The 21,946-nt window shown below is 57.0% G+C and carries 18 protein-coding genes and 1 pseudogene; 4 read left to right on the forward strand and 15 right to left on the reverse strand.

What is annotated here, in order from left to right:
• Nucleotides 1–108: 108 nt before the first annotated feature.
• The 4 genes from poxB to LA04_RS21680 all read left to right on the forward strand — a co-directional run bounded on the left by poxB (nucleotide 109) and on the right by LA04_RS21680 (nucleotide 5,421).
• Complete coding sequence (poxB, locus tag LA04_RS21665) at nucleotides 109–1,827, forward strand: ubiquinone-dependent pyruvate dehydrogenase (protein ID WP_023310968.1); 1,719 nt, start codon at nucleotides 109–111, stop codon at nucleotides 1,825–1,827.
• Nucleotides 1,828–1,866: 39 nt separating this feature from the next.
• Entirely contained in the window at nucleotides 1,867–2,868 is a 1,002-nt protein-coding gene (gene ltaE, locus LA04_RS21670) for a low-specificity L-threonine aldolase (protein WP_047653133.1), read from the forward strand.
• A gap of 10 nt (nucleotides 2,869–2,878) precedes the next feature.
• Complete coding sequence (locus LA04_RS21675; RefSeq protein WP_047653134.1) at nucleotides 2,879–4,315, forward strand: SDR family oxidoreductase; 1,437 nt, start codon at nucleotides 2,879–2,881, stop codon at nucleotides 4,313–4,315.
• A gap of 92 nt (nucleotides 4,316–4,407) precedes the next feature.
• Nucleotides 4,408–5,421 (forward strand): NAD-dependent epimerase/dehydratase family protein, encoded by a 1,014-nt coding sequence (locus LA04_RS21680; protein WP_047653249.1) that lies wholly within the window; start codon nucleotides 4,408–4,410, stop codon nucleotides 5,419–5,421.
• A gap of 77 nt (nucleotides 5,422–5,498) precedes the next feature.
• Here the strand turns inward: LA04_RS21680 and LA04_RS21685 are convergent, their stop codons facing one another.
• The 15 genes and pseudogenes from LA04_RS21685 to gspC form a co-directional block, all read right to left on the reverse strand.
• Complete coding sequence (locus LA04_RS21685; protein ID WP_047653135.1) at nucleotides 5,499–7,328, reverse strand: chitinase; 1,830 nt, start codon at nucleotides 7,326–7,328, stop codon at nucleotides 5,499–5,501.
• A 141-nt stretch (nucleotides 7,329–7,469) separates the two neighbouring features.
• A complete protein-coding gene (gene iagB, locus LA04_RS21690) occupies nucleotides 7,470–7,922 on the reverse strand; it encodes a type III secretion system invasion protein IagB (protein ID WP_047653136.1) in 453 nt (150 codons plus the stop codon).
• A gap of 133 nt (nucleotides 7,923–8,055) precedes the next feature.
• Nucleotides 8,056–10,824 (reverse strand): glycosyl hydrolase family 18 protein, encoded by a 2,769-nt coding sequence (locus tag LA04_RS21695; protein ID WP_047653137.1) that lies wholly within the window; start codon nucleotides 10,822–10,824, stop codon nucleotides 8,056–8,058.
• Nucleotides 10,825–11,082: 258 nt separating this feature from the next.
• Nucleotides 11,083–11,880 (reverse strand): prepilin peptidase, encoded by a 798-nt coding sequence (locus LA04_RS21700; protein WP_047653138.1) that lies wholly within the window; start codon nucleotides 11,878–11,880, stop codon nucleotides 11,083–11,085.
• A complete protein-coding gene (gspM, locus tag LA04_RS21705; RefSeq protein WP_047653139.1) occupies nucleotides 11,877–12,362 on the reverse strand; it encodes a type II secretion system protein GspM in 486 nt (161 codons plus the stop codon). Before gspM ends, LA04_RS21700 begins: the two co-directional genes overlap by 4 nt.
• Entirely contained in the window at nucleotides 12,359–13,504 is a 1,146-nt protein-coding gene (gspL, locus tag LA04_RS21710; protein WP_047653140.1) for a type II secretion system protein GspL, read from the reverse strand. Before gspL ends, gspM begins: the two co-directional genes overlap by 4 nt.
• Before the next feature lie 15 nt (nucleotides 13,505–13,519).
• On the reverse strand, nucleotides 13,520–14,539 hold the full coding sequence (gene gspK, locus LA04_RS21715) for a type II secretion system minor pseudopilin GspK (RefSeq protein WP_047653141.1): 1,020 nt from the start codon (nucleotides 14,537–14,539) through the stop codon (nucleotides 13,520–13,522).
• Nucleotides 14,536–15,216: a type II secretion system minor pseudopilin GspJ gene (gene gspJ / locus LA04_RS21720; protein ID WP_047653142.1), complete on the reverse strand. Its 681-nt coding sequence runs from the start codon at nucleotides 15,214–15,216 to the stop codon at nucleotides 14,536–14,538. Before gspJ ends, gspK begins: the two co-directional genes overlap by 4 nt.
• The gene (gene gspI, locus LA04_RS21725; protein ID WP_047653143.1) at nucleotides 15,209–15,592 is read right to left on the reverse strand and encodes a type II secretion system minor pseudopilin GspI; all 384 of its coding nucleotides are present in this window, start codon (nucleotides 15,590–15,592) and stop codon (nucleotides 15,209–15,211) included. The genes gspJ and gspI overlap by 8 nt, the downstream gene beginning before the upstream one ends.
• Nucleotides 15,585–16,071: pseudogene (gspH, locus tag LA04_RS21730) on the reverse strand (type II secretion system minor pseudopilin GspH). The gene gspI and the pseudogene gspH overlap by 8 nt, the downstream one beginning before the upstream one ends.
• A complete protein-coding gene (gene gspG / locus LA04_RS21735) occupies nucleotides 16,071–16,520 on the reverse strand; it encodes a type II secretion system major pseudopilin GspG (protein ID WP_029739462.1) in 450 nt (149 codons plus the stop codon). Before gspG ends, gspH begins: the two are co-directional and overlap by 1 nt.
• A 2-nt stretch (nucleotides 16,521–16,522) precedes the next feature.
• Nucleotides 16,523–17,731 carry a type II secretion system inner membrane protein GspF gene (gene gspF, locus LA04_RS21740; protein WP_047653144.1) on the reverse strand — a complete coding sequence of 403 codons (1,209 nt, stop codon included), beginning with the start codon at nucleotides 17,729–17,731 and terminating at the stop codon, nucleotides 16,523–16,525.
• Nucleotides 17,731–19,209, reverse strand: a complete 1,479-nt coding sequence (gene gspE / locus LA04_RS21745; protein ID WP_047653145.1) for a type II secretion system ATPase GspE — start codon at nucleotides 19,207–19,209, stop codon at nucleotides 17,731–17,733. The genes gspF and gspE overlap by 1 nt, the downstream gene beginning before the upstream one ends.
• Before the next feature lie 12 nt (nucleotides 19,210–19,221).
• On the reverse strand, nucleotides 19,222–21,147 hold the full coding sequence (gene gspD / locus LA04_RS21750; protein ID WP_047653146.1) for a type II secretion system secretin GspD: 1,926 nt from the start codon (nucleotides 21,145–21,147) through the stop codon (nucleotides 19,222–19,224).
• Nucleotides 21,148–21,160: 13 nt separating this feature from the next.
• On the reverse strand, nucleotides 21,161–21,892 hold the full coding sequence (gene gspC, locus LA04_RS21755; RefSeq protein WP_047653147.1) for a type II secretion system protein GspC: 732 nt from the start codon (nucleotides 21,890–21,892) through the stop codon (nucleotides 21,161–21,163).
• Nucleotides 21,893–21,946: the final 54 nt, after the last annotated feature.

A 21,946-nucleotide genomic window follows, 5' to 3' on the forward strand; every position in this document is an offset into this window, starting at 1 on the left:
CGAATAATTGCGCGTGAAAAGCACCTTTTAATTGGGGGGATGCGACGGGCAATACGGAGACTTTCTTCTAAGCTTGTAAGCGATATCACAAAAAGGAGACGGACAACCATGAAACAAACCGTGGCTGCATATATAGCGAAAACGCTCGAACAGGCTGGCGTGAAACGTATCTGGGGCGTAACCGGCGATTCCCTGAACGGACTTAGCGACAGCCTCAACAAGATGAAGACCATCGAATGGATGCCCACCCGCCATGAAGAGGTTGCCGCCTTCGCCGCAGGCGCTGAAGCACAGCTCACGGGGGAACTGGCCGTCTGCGCCGGATCGTGCGGGCCGGGTAACCTCCATCTGATCAACGGGCTGTTCGACTGTCACCGTAACCACGTGCCGGTGCTGGCCATTGCCGCCCATATCCCCTCTTCCGAAATCGGCAGCGGCTATTTTCAGGAGACGCATCCGCAGGAGCTGTTCCGTGAATGCAGCCATTATTGCGAGCTGGTTTCATCCCCGGAGCAGATCCCGCAGGTGCTGGCGATAGCCATGCGTAAAGCCGTGCTGAACCGCGGCGTTTCTGTGGTCGTTATCCCGGGCGATGTGGCCCTCAAGGCCGCGCCGGAAGGAGCCAGCACCCACTGGTATCACGCGCCGCAGCCTGTGGTGACCCCTGCGGAAGAAGAGCTGAAAAAGCTGGCACAGCTGCTGCGTTACTCCAGCAATATCGCCCTGATGTGCGGCAGCGGCTGCGCGGGCGCGCACAAGGAGCTGCTTGAATTCGCGGGTAAGCTTAAAGCCCCCATAGTTCACGCCCTGCGCGGCAAAGAGCACGTTGAATACGACAACCCCTTTGATGTGGGGATGACCGGTCTGATCGGTTTCTCCAGCGGCTTCCACACCATGATGAACGCCGACACGCTGATCCTGCTCGGCACCCAGTTCCCGTATCGCGCGTTCTACCCGACGGATGCGAAAATCATTCAGATTGATATCAACCCGGCCAGCATCGGCGCGCACAGCAAGGTCGATATGGCGCTGGTGGGCGACATCAAATCCACGCTTGCCGCCCTGCTGCCGCTGCTGGAAGAGAAAACCGACCGCAAGTTCCTCGATAAAGCGCTAAGCGACTATCGCGATGCCCGCAAGGGGCTGGACGATCTCGCCAAACCGAGCGACAAAGCCATTCACCCGCAATATCTGGCGCAGCAGATCAGCCATTTCGCGGACGACGATGCCATCTTCACCTGCGACGTAGGCACGCCAACCGTCTGGGCGGCCCGCTATCTGAAGATGAACGGCAAACGCCGCCTGCTCGGCTCGTTTAACCACGGCTCGATGGCCAACGCCATGCCGCAGGCGCTGGGTGCAAAAGCGACGGCCCCGGAGCGTCAGGTGGTGGCGATGTGCGGCGACGGCGGGTTCAGCATGCTGATGGGGGATTTCCTGTCGGTAGTACAGATGAAGCTGCCGCTGAAAATCGTGGTCTTTAACAACAGCGTGCTGGGCTTCGTGGCGATGGAGATGAAGGCCGGTGGTTACCTGACGGACGGCACCGAGCTGCACGACACCAACTTCGCGCGCATCGCCGAGGCCTGCGGCATCACCGGTATTCGCGTGGAGAAAGCCTCAGAGGTGGATGAAGCCCTGCAGCGCGCGTTTTCCATCGACGGTCCGGTGCTGGTGGATGTCGTGGTCGCCAAAGAGGAGCTGGCGATCCCGCCGCAGATCAAGCTTGAACAGGCCAAAGGCTTTAGCCTCTATATGCTGCGCGCCATCATCAGCGGGCGCGGCGACGAGGTGATCGAACTGGCAAAAACCAACTGGCTCAGGTAAAACATTTCGCGTGACCTCTTAAATTAAAAGGGATGTGAAATGATTGATTTACGCAGTGATACCGTAACCCGCCCGAGCCGCGCCATGCTCGAAGAGATGATGGCCGCCCCGGTCGGGGACGACGTCTACGGCGATGACCCGACGGTCAACGAGCTGCAGCGCTACGCGGCTGAACTGAGCGGCAAGGAGGCCGCGCTGTTCCTGCCGACCGGAACGCAGGCTAACCTGGTGGCGCTGCTCAGCCACTGCGAGCGCGGGGAAGAGTATATCGTCGGCCAGGGCGCGCATAACTATCTCTACGAAGCCGGCGGCGCGGCGGTGCTCGGCAGCATCCAGCCGCAGCCGATTGACGCCGCGCCGGACGGCTCCCTGCCGCTCGATAAGGTCGCGGCGAAAATCAAAGCTGACGATATTCACTTCGCCCGCACCCGACTGCTCAGCCTCGAAAACACCCACAACGGCAAGGTCCTGCCGCGCGAATACCTGAAAGCAGCGTGGGAATTCACCCGCGAGCGCAAGCTCGGCCTGCACGTGGACGGCGCGCGCATCTTTAACGCCGTGGTGGAGTATGGCTGTGAGCTGAAAGAGATTGCGCAATACTGCGACTCTTTTACCATCTGCCTCTCTAAAGGGCTGGGCACGCCGGTGGGTTCCCTGCTGGTCGGCAACGCGGACTACATCAAGCGCGCCAACCGCTGGCGTAAAATGACCGGCGGCGGCATGCGTCAGGCGGGTATTCTGGCGGCTGCCGGGCTGTATGCCCTGAAAAACAACGTGGCGCGCCTGAAGGACGATCACGACAACGCCGCGTGGATGGCGGCGCAGCTGCGCGAGATTGGCGCCGACGTGATGCGCCACGACACTAACATGCTGTTCGTCCGCGTGGGCGAGGATCGCGCCGCAGCGCTGGGTGAGTTCATGAAAGCACGTGGCGTGCTGATCAACGCCTCACCCGTCGTGCGCCTGGTCATGCATCTCGACGTCAGCCGCGAGCAGCTGGCCGACGTGGTGAAACACTGGCAGGCGTTTTTACAGCGATAAGGAGCATCACGTGCCGCAACGCATTCTGGTGCTCGGCGCCAGCGGGTACATCGGTCAGCATCTCACCGCGGCGTTAAGCCAGCAGGGACACCAGGTGCTGGCCGCGGCACGCAACACCGAACGCCTGCAAAAGCTCGGTTTGCCGGGCGTTACCTGCCACAGCGTTGACCTCAACTGGCCGAAGGAGCTTCCCGCCCTGCTGGAGGAGGTCGACACGCTTTACTACCTGGTGCACAGCATGGGCGAAGGCGGGGATTTTATCGCCCACGAGCGTCAGGTGGCGATGAACGTTCGCGATGCCCTGCTGCAAACCCCGGTGAAGCAGGTGATTTTTCTCAGCTCACTCCAGGCACCTGAACACGAGCAGTCCGATCACCTGCGCGCCCGCTATCTGACGGCTGAAACCCTGCGCGGGGCGAATATCCCCGTCACCGAACTGCGCGCCGGGATCATCGTCGGCGCAGGCTCCGCCGCCTTCGAAGTGATGCGCGATATGGTCTACAACCTGCCGGTGCTCACGCCGCCGCGCTGGGTACGCTCGCGCACCACGCCGATTGCGCTGGAGAATTTACTGCATTATCTGGTGGCGCTGCTGGATCATCCGGCAGAGCAACACCGCGTGCTGGAGGCGGCAGGCCCTGAAGTGCTGAGCTATCAGGAGCAGTTCGAACACTTTATGCGCGTCAGCGGCCGCCGCCGCTGGCTGATCCCCATCCCTTTCCCGACCCGCTGGATTTCGGTATGGTTTTTGAATGTGATCACCTCCGTGCCGCCGACGACCGCCAAAGCGCTGATCCAGGGGCTTAAGCACGATTTACTGGCCGACGATCGGGCGCTGCGCGCCTTAATTCCCCAGGATCTGATCCGCTTTGACGATGCCGTGCGCAATACGCTGAAAGAAGAAGAGCAGCTGGTGAACTCCAGCGACTGGGGTTACGACGCCCAGGCGTTTGCCCGCTGGCGGCCGGAGTACGGCTATTACCCGAAACAGGCGGGCTGCACGGTGAAAACCCACGCCAGCCTGACCGCCTTGTGGGAGGTGGTGAACCAGATTGGCGGCAAAGACGGTTATTTCTTCGGTAATATCCTCTGGCAAACGCGCGGAGCAATGGATCTGCTGGTGGGGCACAGGCTGGCGAAAGGCCGCCCGACACGCCCGTATCTTGAGATAGGCGACGCGGTCGACAGCTGGAAGGTCATCATCGTCGAGCCTGAAAAACAGCTGGCGATGCTGTTCGGCATGAAGGCCCCGGGATTGGGTCGCCTTTGCTTTACCCTGAAAGACAAAGGCACCCACCGTGAACTGGACGTTCGCGCCTGGTGGCATCCGCACGGAATGCCGGGTCTGTTCTACTGGCTGCTGATGATCCCTGCCCACCTGTTTATCTTCCGGGGAATGGCGAAACGCATTGCGCAACAGGCAGAACAAAAGACGGAAAAGATCTAAATAAAACTCTCTTTCTTTCACCTTTCCCATTGCATAGCGCCGTAATTCACGAAAGAATGCGCACGAAATTCTTTTCAACACAGTGGATTGATATGAAGGTACTGGTTACCGGGGCGACCAGCGGCTTAGGCCGAAATGCGGTCGAATTTCTGCGCAACAAGGGCATCAGCGTCAGGGCTACCGGTCGCAACGAAGCGATGGGAAAACTGCTGCAAAAAATGGGCGCGGAGTTCGTCCATGCTGACCTGACGGAGCTGGTCTCCTCGCAGGCGAAAGTGATGCTCGCCGGTATCGACACGCTGTGGCACTGCTCCAGTTTCACCTCTCCGTGGGGTACCCAGGAAGCCTTCGATCTCGCCAACGTGCGGGCCACCCGTCGTCTGGGCGAATGGGCCGTTGCCTGGGGCGTGCGCAACTTTATTCATATCTCGTCACCGTCGCTCTATTTCGACTACCACCACCATCGTGACGTGCAGGAAGATTTCCGCCCTGCCCGCTTTGCCTGCGAGTTTGCCCGCAGCAAGGCGGCCAGCGAAGAGGTGATTGACCTGCTGGCGCAGTCGAACCCGCACACCCGTTTTACGGTATTGCGTCCGCAGAGCCTGTTCGGGCCGCACGACAAAGTATTTATTCCGCGTCTGGCGCAGATGATGCACCACTACGGCAGCGTGCTGCTGCCGCGCGGCGGCGATGCGCTGGTGGATATGACCTACTACGAAAACGCCGTTCACGCCATGTGGCTGGCAAGCCAGCCGGACTGCGATAAGCTGATCTCCGGTCGCGCCTACAACATCACGAACGGCGAACCCTGCACGCTGCGCAGCATTGTGCAGCGCTTAATTGACGAACTGCAGATCGACTGCCGCATCCGTTCAGTCCCTTACCCAATGCTGGATATGATTGCCCGCAGCATGGAGCGTTTTGGCAGTAAAACGGCCAAAGAACCTGCGCTAACGCATTACGGCGTATCGAAGCTTAACTTTGATTTCACGCTGGATATTTCGCGGGCGGAGAACGAGCTTGGGTACAAACCGGTTGTGACGCTGGATGAAGGGATTACGCGTACGGCGGCGTGGCTGCGGGATCACGGGAAGCTTCATCGGTAGATCTGGCCCTGCATTTTTACGATGAGAAAAAAATGGCAACCCGAAGGTTGCCGTTTGTCATTTTGCTGTTTTGCTGATTACAGCGCAGTCCACGCGTCCTGCCATGCAATCCCTTTACCTGGCTCGTAGTAGGATGGCGCGTTATTGCACCAGCCGCTGTACGGATAAGGTTTGCACTGGAACAGCTGGCCGCGGTTGTTAACGATATCGCCTGCTTTCCATTTGGTTTTGGAGGTCCAGGTCGGGTAAGTCCCGGTCTGGCCGCCGTTGGTCTGCTTAGCCTGTACGTTCAGCGTATAGCTGGTGGTGCTGCTCAGCTCGCCGTCACTGACGGTAAGGTTGATCGGGTACTGCGTCGCCGCTGCCACTTCCGGCGCATTGAAGGTAATAATCGCTTTATCTTCGCCGCTTACGGTCTGGCCGTTCGGAGCCGTCCAGGTATAAGTCAGGTGGTTACCGTCTTCGTCGGTCGAGCCAGACGCGTTCAGAGAAACTGATTTACCCGCTTCAACCGCACCCACCGGACCGGCGATTTTTGCTACCGGCGCATGGTTTACCGGCGCTGGCGTATTATCGTCCGGAGCCGGGGTGTTATCGTCTGGCACCGGCGTGGTGTTGCCTTCGTCCGTTGGGTCGACAGGGGTCGGCGTCGGGGCTGGCGTGACGCTACCGCCGTCGGAAGTCCCGTCTTCACCCACCACGTTCACATTGAAGAAATGCTTCACGCATTTGGTGTAGTCACCCTCTTTAAAGGCGCTGAATGGCGTCTGGTAACCCACCAGCTGGCAAGAGTAGGTCTGGCCTGACGGGGTATCCGCGCTCCATCCCCAGTCCTGTTCCCAGTAGATCTTCAGCGCGCCAGCACCGCCTTCGTCGAACTGCTTCATGTTGGCGCAGCCCAGCACTTCGTTAGACGGAACAGGCACTTTCAGGTAGTTGGCGAACTCTTTGTAGTATTTGATACGGTTTTGAGACTGGGCGATCTCAGTCGGGCCGCCACACTCCACGCCGCCGTTGATGATCTGCGTGGTCACTCCGAAGCCCGGTACCAGACCATTCGCCTTATCGTGATCGTTCGGCTGCCATGTGCCGTCGATAACCTGCAGCATGCTTGGTTTTGGCGGCTGCGGGTAGGCGAAGAAGAAGATCGCGGAAGCAAGGTTCAGCCAGGTGTCCGCCACCAGCTCAGGTTTGTCCAGCAGTACGCGGACGTCGCCGTACATCGCTTCAGAGAACGGGCCGTAGTTGTAGTTATAGGAGAGCTGTTTCGCACCGCGGCCAAAATAGCTAACGAAATCGCCATCTTTGTCTTTACCGCACGGCCAGGTCTGCCCCTGCCAGACATCCGGGTTACATTCGCCGTTATATCCGCCCTTCTGACCTTCGCTCCAGCCCATCTCACGCACGTAAACCAGCGCCTGACGCCACTCGGCTTCCGGACGCCAGGACTCGTGGCCGCCAGTTTCCTGCGCGAAGTGCGCGAACATGGTTGCCAGAGACTTACGGCAGATGGCATCGCTGTTACGACCATCGGTATAGGTCTGGCACAGTGCCGGGAATTTACCGACCGCTTTCAGGAAGTTGCTGTACGTATATTCCGGCGCACGCAGTGGGAAGAGATAATCCCAGTCGCTGGCCTTGATAATCCCTTCCACGCGCTTAACGTTTTCCGGGTTTGTCGATTTACCAGGCTCAATTTGTTCCACCAGGCTGTTGTCCAGCGTGCGGATGGTTGACTTCACCGAAGCCATCAGCGGGAAGTTGGTTAACTCCTGCTCTTTCTTCTGCAGATCGCTGGCCTTAAGGGTGTAAGGTTCGCTGCTGGCCTGCAGCAGGGTTGCCTGAGCCATAAACGGTGCAACACATGCGCCCGCAATAAGAACACTGAGTAATGTTCTTTTGTTCATGTCAATGGTCCTCTTAATGATATTAAGGGTCTATAAAAGTTAATTTTTTCGCGGTTTATTTATTAATCATTTAATAAATAAACCCGGGAGCAGTTTTCGTTTTATGAAGAACACTATTCGGTACTCTTCAAAAAACAAAAATCAATAATAATAACGGTTACGGGTGCTACGTTTTAACTTCTGATATTTATTCCAGACCTTACGGGCATAGACCATGCGCTGCGGGTAATTCTCTTTTTTCAGACCCGCGTTATAGGCGCCGACCGCCTCCCAGTTATAGCCATAAACTTTAATCATTCCGGATAATATCGATGCGCCAACCATAATCGAGGTGCAGGGCTCGGTAATTAACCGGTACTCATTAATGCCTTTTCGCTCCAGCTCGGAAAAATGTGAACTGTTAATCTGCATCAGGCCGACATCACGCGTGCCATCATTATTCTGTCCAATCGCATTGGGGTTCATTCCCGATTCAACATTAGCAATGGCATACAGCAGGTAAGGATCCACATGATAATAACGGGCGGCTTTATCCCAGCAGTTGGCAAAGACGCTATGGCTTATTATCAGCAACAATAAAAATAAGGTTTTCATTTTCAGTCCGGCTCTTTTTCATTGTCTCCTTACGCGCTTATTGCTCTGTTTCCTGATTTACGGTCCACGTCCGTCGCAGGACGTGAACCGTGAGGGCGGGCAAGTTTCTTACCCGCATTGTTATGGCCGTGACTTACTGGCAGTCAGCCGCAGGGCCTTTTTTCACCCATACATCGCTGCTACCTGGTTTATCACCCTTCGTCCACCATTTTGCGGTGTAGGTGTAACCGTTGTAGGTCGTGGTGTCGCCGCCGTTATAGACCACGTCGGAGCGCCAGTTGAATTTCACCTGACTGACCAACTCCCATGCATCCACACCGAAGCCCGGCTGGTTGCCCTGAGTCCAGTATTTTGCTTTCCAGACCAGGTTGTCGAAGCTGACGGTATTGCCCGCGTTGTAAACCTTGCTTGCGCTCCAGGCAGCATATTTGCTGGCGTTGGCGTCAACAGGCTTATCGCAGCTATTGGTGGCAGAACCTTCGTCAGACGGCGTATTGCCTTCATCGGATGGGGTGTTACCTTCATCAGACGGCGTGTTGCCTTCATCGGATGGGGTGTTACCTTCGTCAGACGGCGTGTTGCCTTCATCGGATGGGGTGTTACCTTCGTCAGACGGGGTTTCAGCCGCTTTAGGCGTTACCGTCACCTGGACGTTAGTCTGTACGCTGGACTTGCCATCGCTTACCACCACGGTCAGCGTGTAAGTGGATTCCGTGTCCACGTCCGGCGCGGTGATGTTCAGGTTCGCGGTATCCGCGCCTGTCGCCTGCATATTCGCAGGAACGCTCCAGGAGTAGGTCAGCGCGTCGCCATCTGGATCGCTCGCCTGCGCGTGCAGAGAGTAGCTCTGGCCCGCTTCCAGCGTCACGGCTTCCATCTGGTTCACCACCGGCGCCTGGTTTGCTTTCGGCGCTTTGTTCACGACCTGAACGTCAGCGGTGCTGCTCAACCCTTTCGCGTCAGTGACCGTCAGGCGGAACGCCAGAGTCTGGTTACTGGTGACAGCGGCAACGTTGAAGGTCGCTTTCGCTTTGGTGCTGTTGGTGATGGTCACCGACGGGCCAGAGATCTGCGTCCACTTGTAGGTGATGGCATCGCCATCCGGATCGGTGGAGGCAGAACCATCCAGGGTCACGGTTACCGGACCGGTGACAGTCTGGTCAGCGGAAGTCGCCACCGGCGCATGGTTGGTCACCACCGGATCAACCGGCGCAGCGCCGCCGCCCGTCAGGCTTTCATTCATCGCGTTCAGAATGTCTCCGGTATCGGAGTCGATGGACCAGGCAAACAGACCGCCCAGGTTTTTCGCCAGCACATACTGACCTTTCGCCGTTGCGGAACGCGCGTCTTCATAGGTGATCAGATCGCCGGTGGTTTTATTAAACAGATATGGCGCTTCAGCGGTGGCATCATAGTTGTATTCCCAGCCAGCTTTGCCTTTGTACTCGTTAACGATCTGACGATAGTCAACCACGCCCGGCTCCCAGGTCCCTTTCACCATGCCCGTTGCCGTGCCGGTGAACGGGTTGTTATTGCTGTAACCGTGAACGCCGGTCCAGCCGCGACCGTACATGGCCGTCCCCACGACAATTTTGCCGGGCTGTACACCCTGCGCCAGCAGCGCATTGACGCCGTTTTCAGTGGTGTAGTTAGTATCCGGTTTGTTCGCCGGCGCACGCAGCGCATTCTGATGGCCCAGCTCGGTGTTACTCCAGCCGCCGTAGAAGTCGTAGCTCATCAGGAAGATGTGGTCCATGTACTGCTGGGCAGTGGTGTAATCAACGTCTTCAATTTTGTCGCTGCCAGAACCGATTGCTGAGGTCAGTTCAAAGGTACGGCCGGTTTCGGCTGACAGTTCATTCATCATGGCGCGCAGTTCGCGCATCAGTGCGGTATACGTCTCTTTATCCTGCTGCGGGTTGCCCAGCGCGGCGTTTTCGCCACCACCGCCCGGGAATTCCCAGTCGATGTCTACGCCGTCGAAGAATTTCCAGGTTTTCAGGAAATCTTTTACGGACGCGACGAAGCGCGCGCGGATCGCCGGGTCGTGCATTTTGAAGAACGGATCGGAGAGGGTCCAGCCACCGATAGACGGCAGCACCTTCAGCCCTGGATTGGCTTTCTTCATCGCCATCAGCTGGCCGAAGTTGCCTTTGTACGGGTCGTCCCAGTTGCTGACGCCAGCCTGAGGTTTCTGCAGTGCGGCCCACGGGTCGTGAATCGCTACCTGGAAGTCCTGACGGCCCGCACAGGCGCGTTTCAGCGCTTCGAAGCTGTTACCGCCTTCGATGGTTTTCAGGCTGTCGTTGATGCCATCGCCGCCGCAGATCGGAATGAAGCCGTACAGAATGTGGTTGAGGTTAGCTGCCGGGATTTTATCCACCGGGAAATTACGATCGTAAACACCCCACTCAGGGAAATAGGCACCGACCACTTTATCGGTGTGCTTAGAGAGGGTTTTATTATTTTCCTGCATGGTGGTGTTGAGTGGCAGCAGATGGCTACCGTCGGTATCCGCGACGATAATCAGTTTGCTGGCGCTGGTGCTGCAGCCGCTGGCATTGCAGAGTTCAACCGTTTCCTGATAGCGACCGCCTTTCATCACTTTAAATGTTGCCGTACCGGACATGCTGCCTGCACCGGTCCAGACGGTTTTGCCGTCGAGCAGCACTTTCGCTGACGTCGGCGCCGCGCCGCTCCAGACATCCCACTGCACTTTAACATCGGCGCCATCATGGATTTTGACGAGGTTGTTGTAAGCAGAAGCAGACTGATCAACTTCAACAATGGCAAATTTATCATTACCACTGGTGATAGTTGCTTTACCGGGCACTGCTGCGAACACCGGGCTTGCAGCCGCTGCAACGAAGAGTGCCAGATATTTAGGCTTCAGAAATTTCATTATTTGATCCTGATAATACGATTTGTGAAATTAAATACCCATGCTTTTCCATTAAACATGGACAAACGTTATTTACTGATAAATTAATCGTGAACGTTTCTGGTTCGCGAAAGACCTGTTTATTATTGCGCTGTACCTTCCTCCACTCATAAAAGCTTCAACAAATCTTTTATTGCGGAGAGAAGAATACAGTGGGGAATTTATTTTCTCCTTTCATTCCCCCAATGAAAAATTTCAAAAAAAACTTGACTACATTATTTAAAGGATGAAATGCGAAGTTTGCGCGATAAATACAATCAGCCCGGAAAACGCAATATAGGGGCCAAAGGAAATAAGGTTATTTTTATTCTCAAAGGGCTTTAACAGGCAATGCACGATAATGCCCCCCAGCGCTGCGATAAGCACAATAGAGGGTAACGCCTGCCAGCCGCACCAGGCGCCCAGCGCCGCCAGCAGCTTAAAATCACCATAGCCTAATCCTTCCCGGCCGGTCAGCAGTCGGAATGCCCAGTAAACCAGCCAGAGTGAGAGATAGCCCGCCACCGCGCCATAGATAGCATCGGTCAGCGGTAGCGTATGGAACAGGGCATGGAACATCAGCCCCGTCCACAGCAGCGGCTGGGTCAGGCAGTCCGGCAGCAGCATATGGCGCGCATCGATCACCACCAGCGGCAGGAGCAGGCTCCACATCACCCACAGCGCGATCAGCGCCGAAAACGACGGTGCCAGCGCGGCGCTGGCGGCAAAAAAGAGAGTGCTACAGACTTCCACCATCAGCAGCCGCAGCGGAATCGCGCTATGGCAGCGGCGGCAGCGGCCGCGCAGCGCACACCAGCTAATGATGGGAATATTTTCCCACGCGCTCAGGGCGTGGCGGCATTCCGGGCAGTGAGAGGCGGGAAACAGCAGATTGCCGGCCCCCTCTTCTTCCATTAACAGCGGCGGAATACGCTCCGCCACTACGCCGAGGAAACTGCCGAGGATCGCGCCCAGCGCTCCGCTCATGACGCACAGACCCGGCAGATTCGCCTGCTGCAACAGCATTAGCGGGTTCATGCGCTTTTCGCCCAGCTCAGCGTAATGTGCGCTTTCACGTCACTCTGACGATCCACCGGCGTTAGCGCGAGTTTCTCCAGATGGATACCGGAAGAGACGTTCATCTCACGCAGCCAGTTTTGCAGGGCAAAAACGCTGACGCGCTCGACATCAAAGGTCAGCGACTGCCCTTCCTGACGCACGTCAGTCAACGCGACGTGCACGACTTTGGCACTTTCTTCCACCACGCTGCGCGGGTTCGGGGTATTGACCCTTCTGGACTGGAGATGGTTTTTATCAATTTCCTGGCGCATCCAGTTCAGCGTCTGCTTCTGCTTAAATAACACGGCCTCGTTATTTTTGATCAGCGTATCGAGCGGCATCATCGCGCCGTAATACACCATCGCACAGCAGAGTGCCCCACCGCAGAGTTTAAATAAATGACGCTCGCGTGAACTATAATTTTGCCAGCGGTTTTTTAACTGGGCTATTTGCGTTTTCATTTATAGCTCCCGGTAATAATGGCGGTATAAGGCGCCTCGCCGGAGATCGGCTGCATCGCAAAGTCAAAGGTTTCGGCGCTGCGGGCGACAAAATCCTGCAGGGTCTGTTTATCCATGGATTTCACATTCAGCGTCAGCTGATTTTGCGTTTCGTCATATTCCACGCTGTTGATCTCCAGAGACGATAATGACTGCCTGATTTGATTCAGCGCTTCGAGCTGCAGGAAGACCCCTTTCTTCGCCTTGCTGATATTTTGCCCGACGTAGTACTTCAGATTGCTGGTCTGGCGCAGGGTCGGAAAATAATGCTGCGCTACGGTGGTCATCTCCCCGCGGATCTCGTTTTGCTGATGAGCGAGCATCCACGCCATACCAACGCGGGGGCCGATCAGCAGGCCGACGCAAAGCAGCGCCGCCGCCGCGAGGGCCGTTTTCGCGTGGCGAAAACGCGGACCGCTGGCGCTGCGCCCGGAAAACTCACCGTGCAGCATGTTGATACGACAGCCCTGCCACTGGGGCTGGATCAGTACCAGCGGATGCTGCCACGCCAGCCGTTCATCCACCTGTACTTCCTGCGGCGCATCGCCGTAGCAGCACACTTCACCCGCCGGGCATTTACTCAACAGCAGAGGCAGAAGAACCATATCGGCTTCGCCAGCGCTGCCGGGGGAAAAACGCAGCCAGTAACTCTCCTCCAGGCTCACCAGCGTCGTGCCCCCTTCGCTCACCGGCAGCAGCCAGGCATCCGGCAGCGCCTGGACCACCGTGAGCCCCGCCTGAGCGAACAGCGCAAGCCAGTGGCGCAGACGTGCAGCGTCGATGGCCACGGCATCCACCTCCGGCCCCTTTTTGTTCAGCACCGTCCAGTGCAGCGTCTCCACCTCGCCGAGCAGCGTCTCTTCCGCCATCCACGAGAACGGCGCCGTCTGGGCTGAAAGCCCTTTTTTCGGCAGGGTAAAATGACGAAAGATCGTCTCGCTCGCCGGCAGCAACAGGCACACCTGCTGAGAAAGCGGGTGGCTGGAAAGTTCGCTCAGCGCGCTCCAGCCCGTCAGAGACTCCACCCGATCGTTACCGGATTCACACCACCAAATTTTGCCGTCCTCGCGGGTGTCGGGACGAATAAAAAGCACCTTTTTCATTATCTTCTACTTATCTTATTCAACCATTCGGTAGCGGCGTTGCCAGGTCACGACCTTGCCAGCCTCACTGTCAACGTGAAGCTGGCTGACGACGCGCAGCGTTAAATCATCGGTATTGCCGGTGGTATCCACCCGAAAATAGCGACTGTTGACCGCAACCCTGTCCTGAATCTGCGCCAGGATATCTTTGGTCTGCGGATAGTTGCTCTCCAGCACTTTGCTGAATGCCTCCAGCGACGCCCACCCCTCCTCCGGGCGTGAATCGATCAGGCGGGCAGCGTCGTCCGTGCTTAACACGCCGGTAAAAACCGCCGCCAGCAGCGGAGCCTGTTCGCGTGTTAAGGTATTCACATTTATGGTGCCATCCGTATCCGGCAAGGCGCACAGCAGCCTGCTGACCTTCGGCCACGCCGCCTGCGGAAAGGCGGGCAGCAGTCTGATTTCGTTGATGGTGCGCATCATTTGATTCGCCGGACCGCGGGCGGGCGTCACGTTCGCCCAGGCATCGGCCTCCTGGCCCTGTTTTACCGTCACGTCGTCGGCGTCAAGATAATCCACCAGCTGCTGGTAAATCTCTTCTGCCGCCAGCGTACCGACGCCACTTTCCGTCAGCAGTTGTTCGATAATTTGCTCTTTGACCGGTTTTTCCGGCAGCGCAGTTGAGTCGGCCGGGGCCGCTGGCGCCGCGTCAACGGCCAACAGACTATTGACGTTAAAGCAGGTCCGGGCATCCTCCACCTGACTCACCACGGTGTAGTTATCCCCGTGGGTTTCCAGCGGCTGGGCCCAGTCACCTCGCGGCGACAGCCCCGCCCCTTCTGAACTGGCCGCTTTCTGCAATACGTTTTCCAGTACCTTCTGTTGACGGGCAATGGCCCAGCGCAGCGTCTGCTGGCTGACCTGATAATGCGTTTTTTGCAGGTGGCGGCAGAACTGCTGACTGATTTTCGCCGCCAGGGCGGACATCATCACCAGCAGGATCAGCACCACCAGCAGCGCCACGCCACGCTCTTTTCGCGCTGTTTTGCCGCTCATGAACTCACTCCTGGAACGACTGCCGTATCGGGCTGCGGGGTTGTTACGGGCTGGGCCGCATTCTCCGCTGCCGGCTGCGCCGGGTCCGCATTCGTCTCTTTTGGCGCGGTCTGGATCTCAGGCATATCGCCGGGAGTGATAAAAACCCAGCGCCAGGTCTCGCCGTTTTCCATGGTCAGATTCAGCTCAACGCCGTCCGGCTGATGGCCGATGTCGGTCCATTTTTCCTGCCAGCCTTCGTGCCAGAAACGCCATGTCATCGCTTTCACATCGTTCAGAATCGGCACTTCTTCCGGCTGCGCGCTGGCGGGTCCGTCGATAGCAGCCCAGACGTTGCGCCACAGGCGCTTGTCCTTTAACGTCCAGCGCACCCGCTCCAGCTGCACCTGACCGCTGATGCCGTTCAGGGTTGTCAGTTCCAGACCATTCTGCTGCTGAACGAACACCTCGCCGCTGTTGCGCGGCGCGCGAGCCTGCAGCTGATAAAAGTCACGCGAGAGCAGGTTGTACGTGCGCTGAAGCGCCGTTACCTTCGTCGCCGCCTCGTCGCTGGCCGTCGAGGTGCGCATCGCCCCGTCGAGAATTTGCCAGGCGAGAATGGCGATCACCGCGAAGATGGCCAGCGCAATCATAATTTCCAGCAGGGTAAATCCCTGCTGACGCTGCACCTTACTCACTAGCCACCTCCGGTTCGGCGAGCTGAAGCGCCACCACCGGTTGCGCATCGCTTGCTTCGCTGTAAACCCGTACCTCATCGGCAAAGGTATTTTCGGCGGTTTTCACCCGCTGGATATGCCAGGTCCAGGTTTGTCCGCCCATGGTTTCGGTGCCTACCTGCTCGGCGTCCGGGAAATCGGCCTGCGCCAGCTGCGCTTGCGCCAGCTGGTTTTCCGCCACCCAGCCGGCCTGCAGCGTTTCCGACAGGCTGTGGGTAAAGCGCACGTTCAGGGTGACGGAGTTCATCAGCGCCAGCGCCGCGGTGGAGAAAATCACCAGCGCCACCATCACTTCCAGCAGGGTCATCCCCTGCTCTTTGGTTTTGCGTTTAGTCATCGTTTTCCACCACCACGGGAACAGAGCCCTGTGACGTCACGTGAAAGCGCTGCTTTTTATCCAGGCTTTCGAGGCTGAGCGTGAAGCGGCTAAGCTCGCCGTCCGGCAAAAAAATGATTTGCGGTTCATCGTCCAGCGTGGCCGCCAGCGTTCGCGATGAGAGGGAGACATGCATCTCCTCAGGAAACTCGCCGCGGGTGGNCGATTCGTCCCGCCTTGAGCGGCGCCCAATGGCGTTCGCCGCTATTGCCAACCTGCGTAACCAGTTCAAATTCTGACGAGGTCATCACCAGCCCGACAATATTTCCGTCCATTACCGCACGGTCAGAACCATATTCAACGAGGGATTTTAGCTGCTGACCAAATGTATCTGCGCCGCTGCGTGATGGAATGGTGGTGACCACCATCATGGCGCTCAGGGCGAATATCACCAGCGCCACGATAATTTCCAGCAGGGTAAATCCACGTTGCTTATTCATTACTTATCTTTTTTATCAAAAGACCAGTTGCTGATATCGTCGGCAGTATTCGCTTCTGCATCCGGACCAGCTGAGAAAATATCAACAGCGCCATGCTCACCCGGGCTGACCAGAATATAGTCATTGCCCCATGGATCCTGCGGCAGGCGACGAATATAGCCGTCGTCACGGTAGCCTTTTGGAATAGGCGCAATTTCAGGTTTGGTCACCAGCGCCTGCAGCCCCTGCTCGGTGGTCGGATAGCGATGGTTGTCGAGTTTGTACATATCCAGCGAACCTTCCAGCGCCACAATATCGCTGGTCGCTTTCTGAATATCGGCTTTTTCTTTATTGCCCATTAAATTAGGCACGACCATACTGGCCAGCACACCGAGAATAACGATCACTACCATTAATTCGAGCAGCGTAAATCCCGCCTGACGCTTCAGGCTATTTTTTTTCAAAGACATGATTAACCCACCATATTATTAAGTTGAAGAAGCGGTTGTAATATTGAAAGAACGATAAATAAGACAACGGTCGCCATAGTTACTACCAGTGCCGGCTCAAATACCGACAGCGTTAACGTAATTCGATGCTGTAATGCAGATTCCTGGTTTTCCGCCGCACGATCCATCAACGAGCCCAGCTCGCCGCTCTCCTCCCCGGACGCCACCATGTAGAGCATGGTGGGTGGGAAAATTCTCGCCTGTTCCAGCGCGTTGTAGAGGGATGCCCCCTGGCGCACGGTGTCCGCCGCCTGCTCAAGCACCTGCCGGGCATAGAGGTTTTCAATCCCGTCCATCGCGATGTACATCCCTTCAAGCAGCGGAACGCTGCTGGCCTGCAAAATACTCAGCGTGCGGATGTAGCGCGCGCTGTTGATGGCGCAGACCAGTTTTTTCAGCGGCGAATTTAGCAACAGCCACCGATGATAAACAAATCGGTTCTTTTCTTTTTTTATCCAAAATTTAAAGCTCGCCGACGCCCCGAACAGGCCGCCGGCGATAACGATGCCCCAGGCCTGTAAAAAGTCGCTCACCGCAATCAGCGTGCGGGTGGTCACCGGCAGCTCTTGTTTCATGTGGGTGAACTGGTCGATGACCTGCGGCACCACGGCAACCAGCAGAATGGAGATCACCGCGATCGCCACTACCGTCAGGGTGATGGGGTAGACCATCGCCTGGGTGAGCTTGCTTTTCATCTTCTGGCGCTGCTCGTTGTACTCGGCGAGCTTTTCCAGCACGCCGCCGAGATGGCCGGTCTTTTCACCGGCCATCACCAGGGTGCAGTAGAGCTTGTCGAAGCTGCGCGGAAACTGGCTGAAGGCGTCGAACAGCGTGTGACCTTCCACAATCTTGTCGCGGATCTCGGTCACCATCGCCGCCAGGGTTTTATCTTCCGTCTGCTTCGCAATCGCCTTCAGCGCACTCTCCAGCGGCAGCGCGGCATTGACCAGCGTCGCGAGCTGTCGGGTAAACATCGACAGCACCGGAATCGACAGTTTTGCCCCTTTACGGGCGTTTTTTCCCGCCGCCGGATCGCTGGTCGGCGCAATGTTCACCGGCATCAGCTTCTGTTCGCGCAGCATCTGGCGCACCTGCTTTGGCCCTTCGGCCTGCAGGGTGCCGCGCTGGGTTTTCCCCGCGGCGTCCGTCGCGGACCATGCATACCAGGCCATTACGCATCCCCCCCGCGCTCGGCGGTGACACGCATCACCTCTTCCAGCGAGGTCACGCCGGAGATCACCTTCAGCAGACCGTTTTCACGCAGGCTGTAGGCCTCTTTGAAAAGCTGCGTTTCGATGGACATCTCATCTTTGTCTTCATGGATCGCTCGGCGCATGGCGCTGTCGACCACCAGAAATTCGTGGATGCCTGCGCGTCCCTGGTAGCCGCTCTGGCGACACTGTTCACAGCCCGCGGCGCGATAAATCGCTTTCGGCGGCGTTTCCATAAAGGTGAACAGCGCTTTCTCATTGTCATCCAGCGGACTGGTCGTGCGGCAGTGCGGACACAGCCGACGCACCAGACGCTGGGCAATGACGCCAAGCAGCGACGAACCAATTAAAAATGACTCCAGCCCCATATCGCGCAGACGGGTAATGGCGCCCGCCGCACTGTTGGTGTGCAGCGTAGACATCACCAGGTGACCGGTGAGCGAGGCCTGTACTGCGATTTGCGCGGTTTCACCGTCACGAATTTCCCCGATCATCACCACGTCCGGGTCCTGGCGCAGAATGGCGCGCAGTCCGCGCGCAAAGGTCATGTCCACGCGCGGGTTGACCTGGGTCTGCCCTACCCCTTCCAGTTCATACTCGATCGGATCTTCCACGGTCAGAATGTTACGTTCATGACCGTTAAGCGCCGACAGCAGCGCGTACAGGGTGGTACTTTTCCCCGAACCGGTCGGGCCGGTCACCAGGATGATGCCGTGCGGACGTTCAATCAGTCCCTTTAACTTCACCAGCTCTTCGTCAATCAGACCGAGCTTGTTGATGTCCGGCTTAAGGTTGCTCTTGTCCAGCAAACGCATTACCACCCGCTCGCCATACTGGGAAGGAATGGTAGAGACACGCACGTCGATGGCCTTGCGGCCAATGCGCAGGGAGATACGGCCGTCCTGGGGGAGACGTTTTTCGGCGATGTCCAGTTTGGACATCACTTTGATACGCGACACCAGCAGCGGCGCGAGCTTGCGCGCCGGCTGCAGCACCGGACGCAGCACGCCGTCAACGCGAAAACGAATGCTCAGGGTGCGCTCGAAGGTCTCGATATGAATATCGGAGGCCCCCTCCTTCACCGCTTCGCCCATAATGGCGTTGATCAGGCGGATCACCGGCGAGTTCTCGTCGTTATCGAGCAGATCTTCGTTGTCCGGGATCTCCTCGGTTAACGCCATCAGGTCAATATCGGCGTCCATGTCGTCCACCAGCTGCTGCGAGACGCCGCTGTTCTGCTGCCAGATGTTGGTCAGCAGTTCGTCAAACGCGTCCGCCGTCAGGATCGTCGGGGCATAGGAGCGCCCCAGCACGCGGCGCATCTCCAGCAGGGCATACGCCTGCGCATCGTCGCGGATATAAACCTCATTGTTATAGAACAGGACCCCGTTCTCTTTCGCCCAGGTGCTGGTACAGAGCGCATTACTCATCTCGGTCATATCGCCTCCGCCTTACTCTTTAAACGGGTTGCGGGACGACACCGGCGCACTGGCGCTCACCGGCGCGGCGTGGTTTTGGGACGGATAGGCTGGCAGCATCGGTGAATCAGCATTCTCTACGATGCCCAGCTTGTGCTCTTCCATACGCTGCTGCTGACGCGCCTGGATCTGTTCATATTTCTCTTCCGACACCGCGCCGTAGTTGTCGTCGTCGCGCAGTACGGTGGTGTGGATAAACACCATCAGGTTACGTTTGGCGCTGTCCTGGGAGGTATAGCGGAACAGCTGACCCACTACCGGAATATCGCCCAGCAGCGGGACTTTCGAGACCGACTGTTTGGTGGCGTTTTCCATCAATCCCCCCAGCACCACCGTCTGCCCGCTGTGGACCATCACTTCGTTGTTGATGGTGCGCGTGTTAAAGGTTGGGCCGAGGCTGGCGTCTTCCGTCGCGCTGTTGTCGACGCTGGAGACCTCCTGCTCAATCTTCAGGTGGATCATGTCGCCGTCGTTGATTTGCGGAACGATTTTAAGCTTGGTACCGACGGTCTTACGCTCAACAGAGTTGAAGACGTTATCGCCGCTGGTGGTCTGTGAACCGGAGAGGACCGGAACATCCTGGCCGACGTTGAACGACGCCTCTTTGTTATCCAGCGTCACCACGCTCGGTGTCGACAGAATGTCGTTTTTGCCGTTAGTGGACAGCGCCGTCATCAGCGCGCCAAAGTCGCCGTTAAAGAAACCGGTCGCCAGGCCCGTATAGCTGCCAATGACTTTTGACTTCTTGATCTGGCTGATCGGCAGGCCGGTCGAACCAAACTGAACCCCACCGTGTTTACCGGTCCACTGCACGCCCAGATCCAGACCGTTACCGTCCTGAACTTCGGCGATGATCGCCTCCACCAGCACCTGCGGACGGCGGATATCCAGCTTGTCGATCACTTTTTCCAGTGAATTCATGACGTTTGGCTGGGCGGTGATCACCAGCGAATTGGTAGACTCGTCGGCGGTAATATTCAAATCGCCTGCCATCGGCGCGGCTTTGCTCTTGCCGCCACCCGCTTTATCTTTCAGCTGCTCGCCGATGCCCGTCAGCACCGGCACCACTTTGCTGGCGTTGGCGTATTTCAGGTAGAAGACGCGGGTGTTGCCCTCGTTGTTCTGCTCGCGATCGAGCTGGGAGATCAGCATTCGGGTGCGCTGACGCGCGTCCGGGCTGCCGCTGATCACCAGGCTGTTGGTTTCATCGTCGGCGACCACTTTGGTCGCCAGCTGCGGGGCGTTTTGCCCTTTCTGCTCTTCGTTGTTGAGGTTGTTCAACATGTCAGAAAGCTCTTTGGCCGAGGCAAAACGCAGTGGCACGATTTCACGGCGCTGGACGCCGCTTTGATCCACACGCTGCACCAGATCCACCAGGCGGTTAACCACCGAGGCTTTGCCGGTTAACAGCAGCACGTTTGACGGCTCAAAATGGACCACGTTGCCGATGCCGGAGGCGTCGTTCAGCTGACGCAACAGGGGGGCCAGCTCACGTACCGGGACGTTCTCCATCCGCACCACGCGGGTGATGATTTCGTCGCCTTTGCCAGGGTTTTTGCTGTCGGCAATCGGTGCGCCCGACATGCGGGCCACCGACGAGCGCACGACTTTCACCATCCCGTTATCCATCGGGATCACCGACAGACCATAGAGATCCAGCACGCTCAGGAAGAACTGGTAATATTCATCTTCCGTCAGTACGTTGTAGGTGCGGACCGACACCGTTCCCTGAACGGAAGGATCGACCAGAATGGTTTTATTGAGGTTACGCCCGACGGTATCGATAAATTCGCGGACATCGGTATTTTTAAAACTGGCGCTAAAGTTCGCCGCGAACAGCGAACCTGAATATAACGACAATGCGGTCAGCGCTACGCACGCCCATGGAAATTTCTTCATGTCTGTACACTTATTAATTGTTTAGAACATTGACCCGAATATTTTCAAGGTGAGCGTGACGCCGAATAATGACATCCGCTTCTTTCATTTTTGACCAGCGGGCAACGATCTCTTTTGCCTGCGCCTCTTTAGTCATATCCACATCGTCAACTTTTACCACCACATCCCCTTTTTCCAGGCCAGCATGGCTGTAGAAAGACGACGCATTGCGTGGATTAATGTTGTAGCCTTCCAGCTGGCCTTTTTCGATTAACGGTTTTAACACCAGATAATCATCCAGATGCAGATTATCCAACCCTGCATCTTTCTTCGATTTGGTTACCGGGGCGCTATCTACGCCGCCTTTGAAATAGTCTGGCTTGTTAAGTGAAATAACCTGCGGTGCGCCTTCATAATTCACCACCACATTATCGGCATGAATTTCGGCAATATAGGCATTGTCAAAACCGGCGAGCATTTCGCCCTCGCGATAGCTCTTTTGTCCGGCGGGGGTTTTTATCACCGCAAAGGACAGCCAGGCTTCATCGCTGCTGAGAATACCTTCGATTTCCGCACTGAGCGGCTTTTTCACCGCCGCTGACTGTTTCGCAGGCATCACCGCCGGCGTAAAAAGTACAAACTGGGTTTCATCGTGACTTTTTTTTTGCGTATTCTTTTTTGAATCAGACAACCTGTTCGTCACTTTCTTATAATCTTTATAAACCATATACCCTTGCTGGCCGCAGAAAATAAGCAGCACAAACATGACGCAGGGCATAATCAATTGAGCAACAAATGACATCCGCATTTTTAACGAGCC

It is taken from the genome of Enterobacter sp. UCD-UG_FMILLET, from assembly GCF_000762975.1.
Classification (GTDB): Bacteria; Pseudomonadota; Gammaproteobacteria; order Enterobacterales; family Enterobacteriaceae; genus Enterobacter; species Enterobacter dykesii.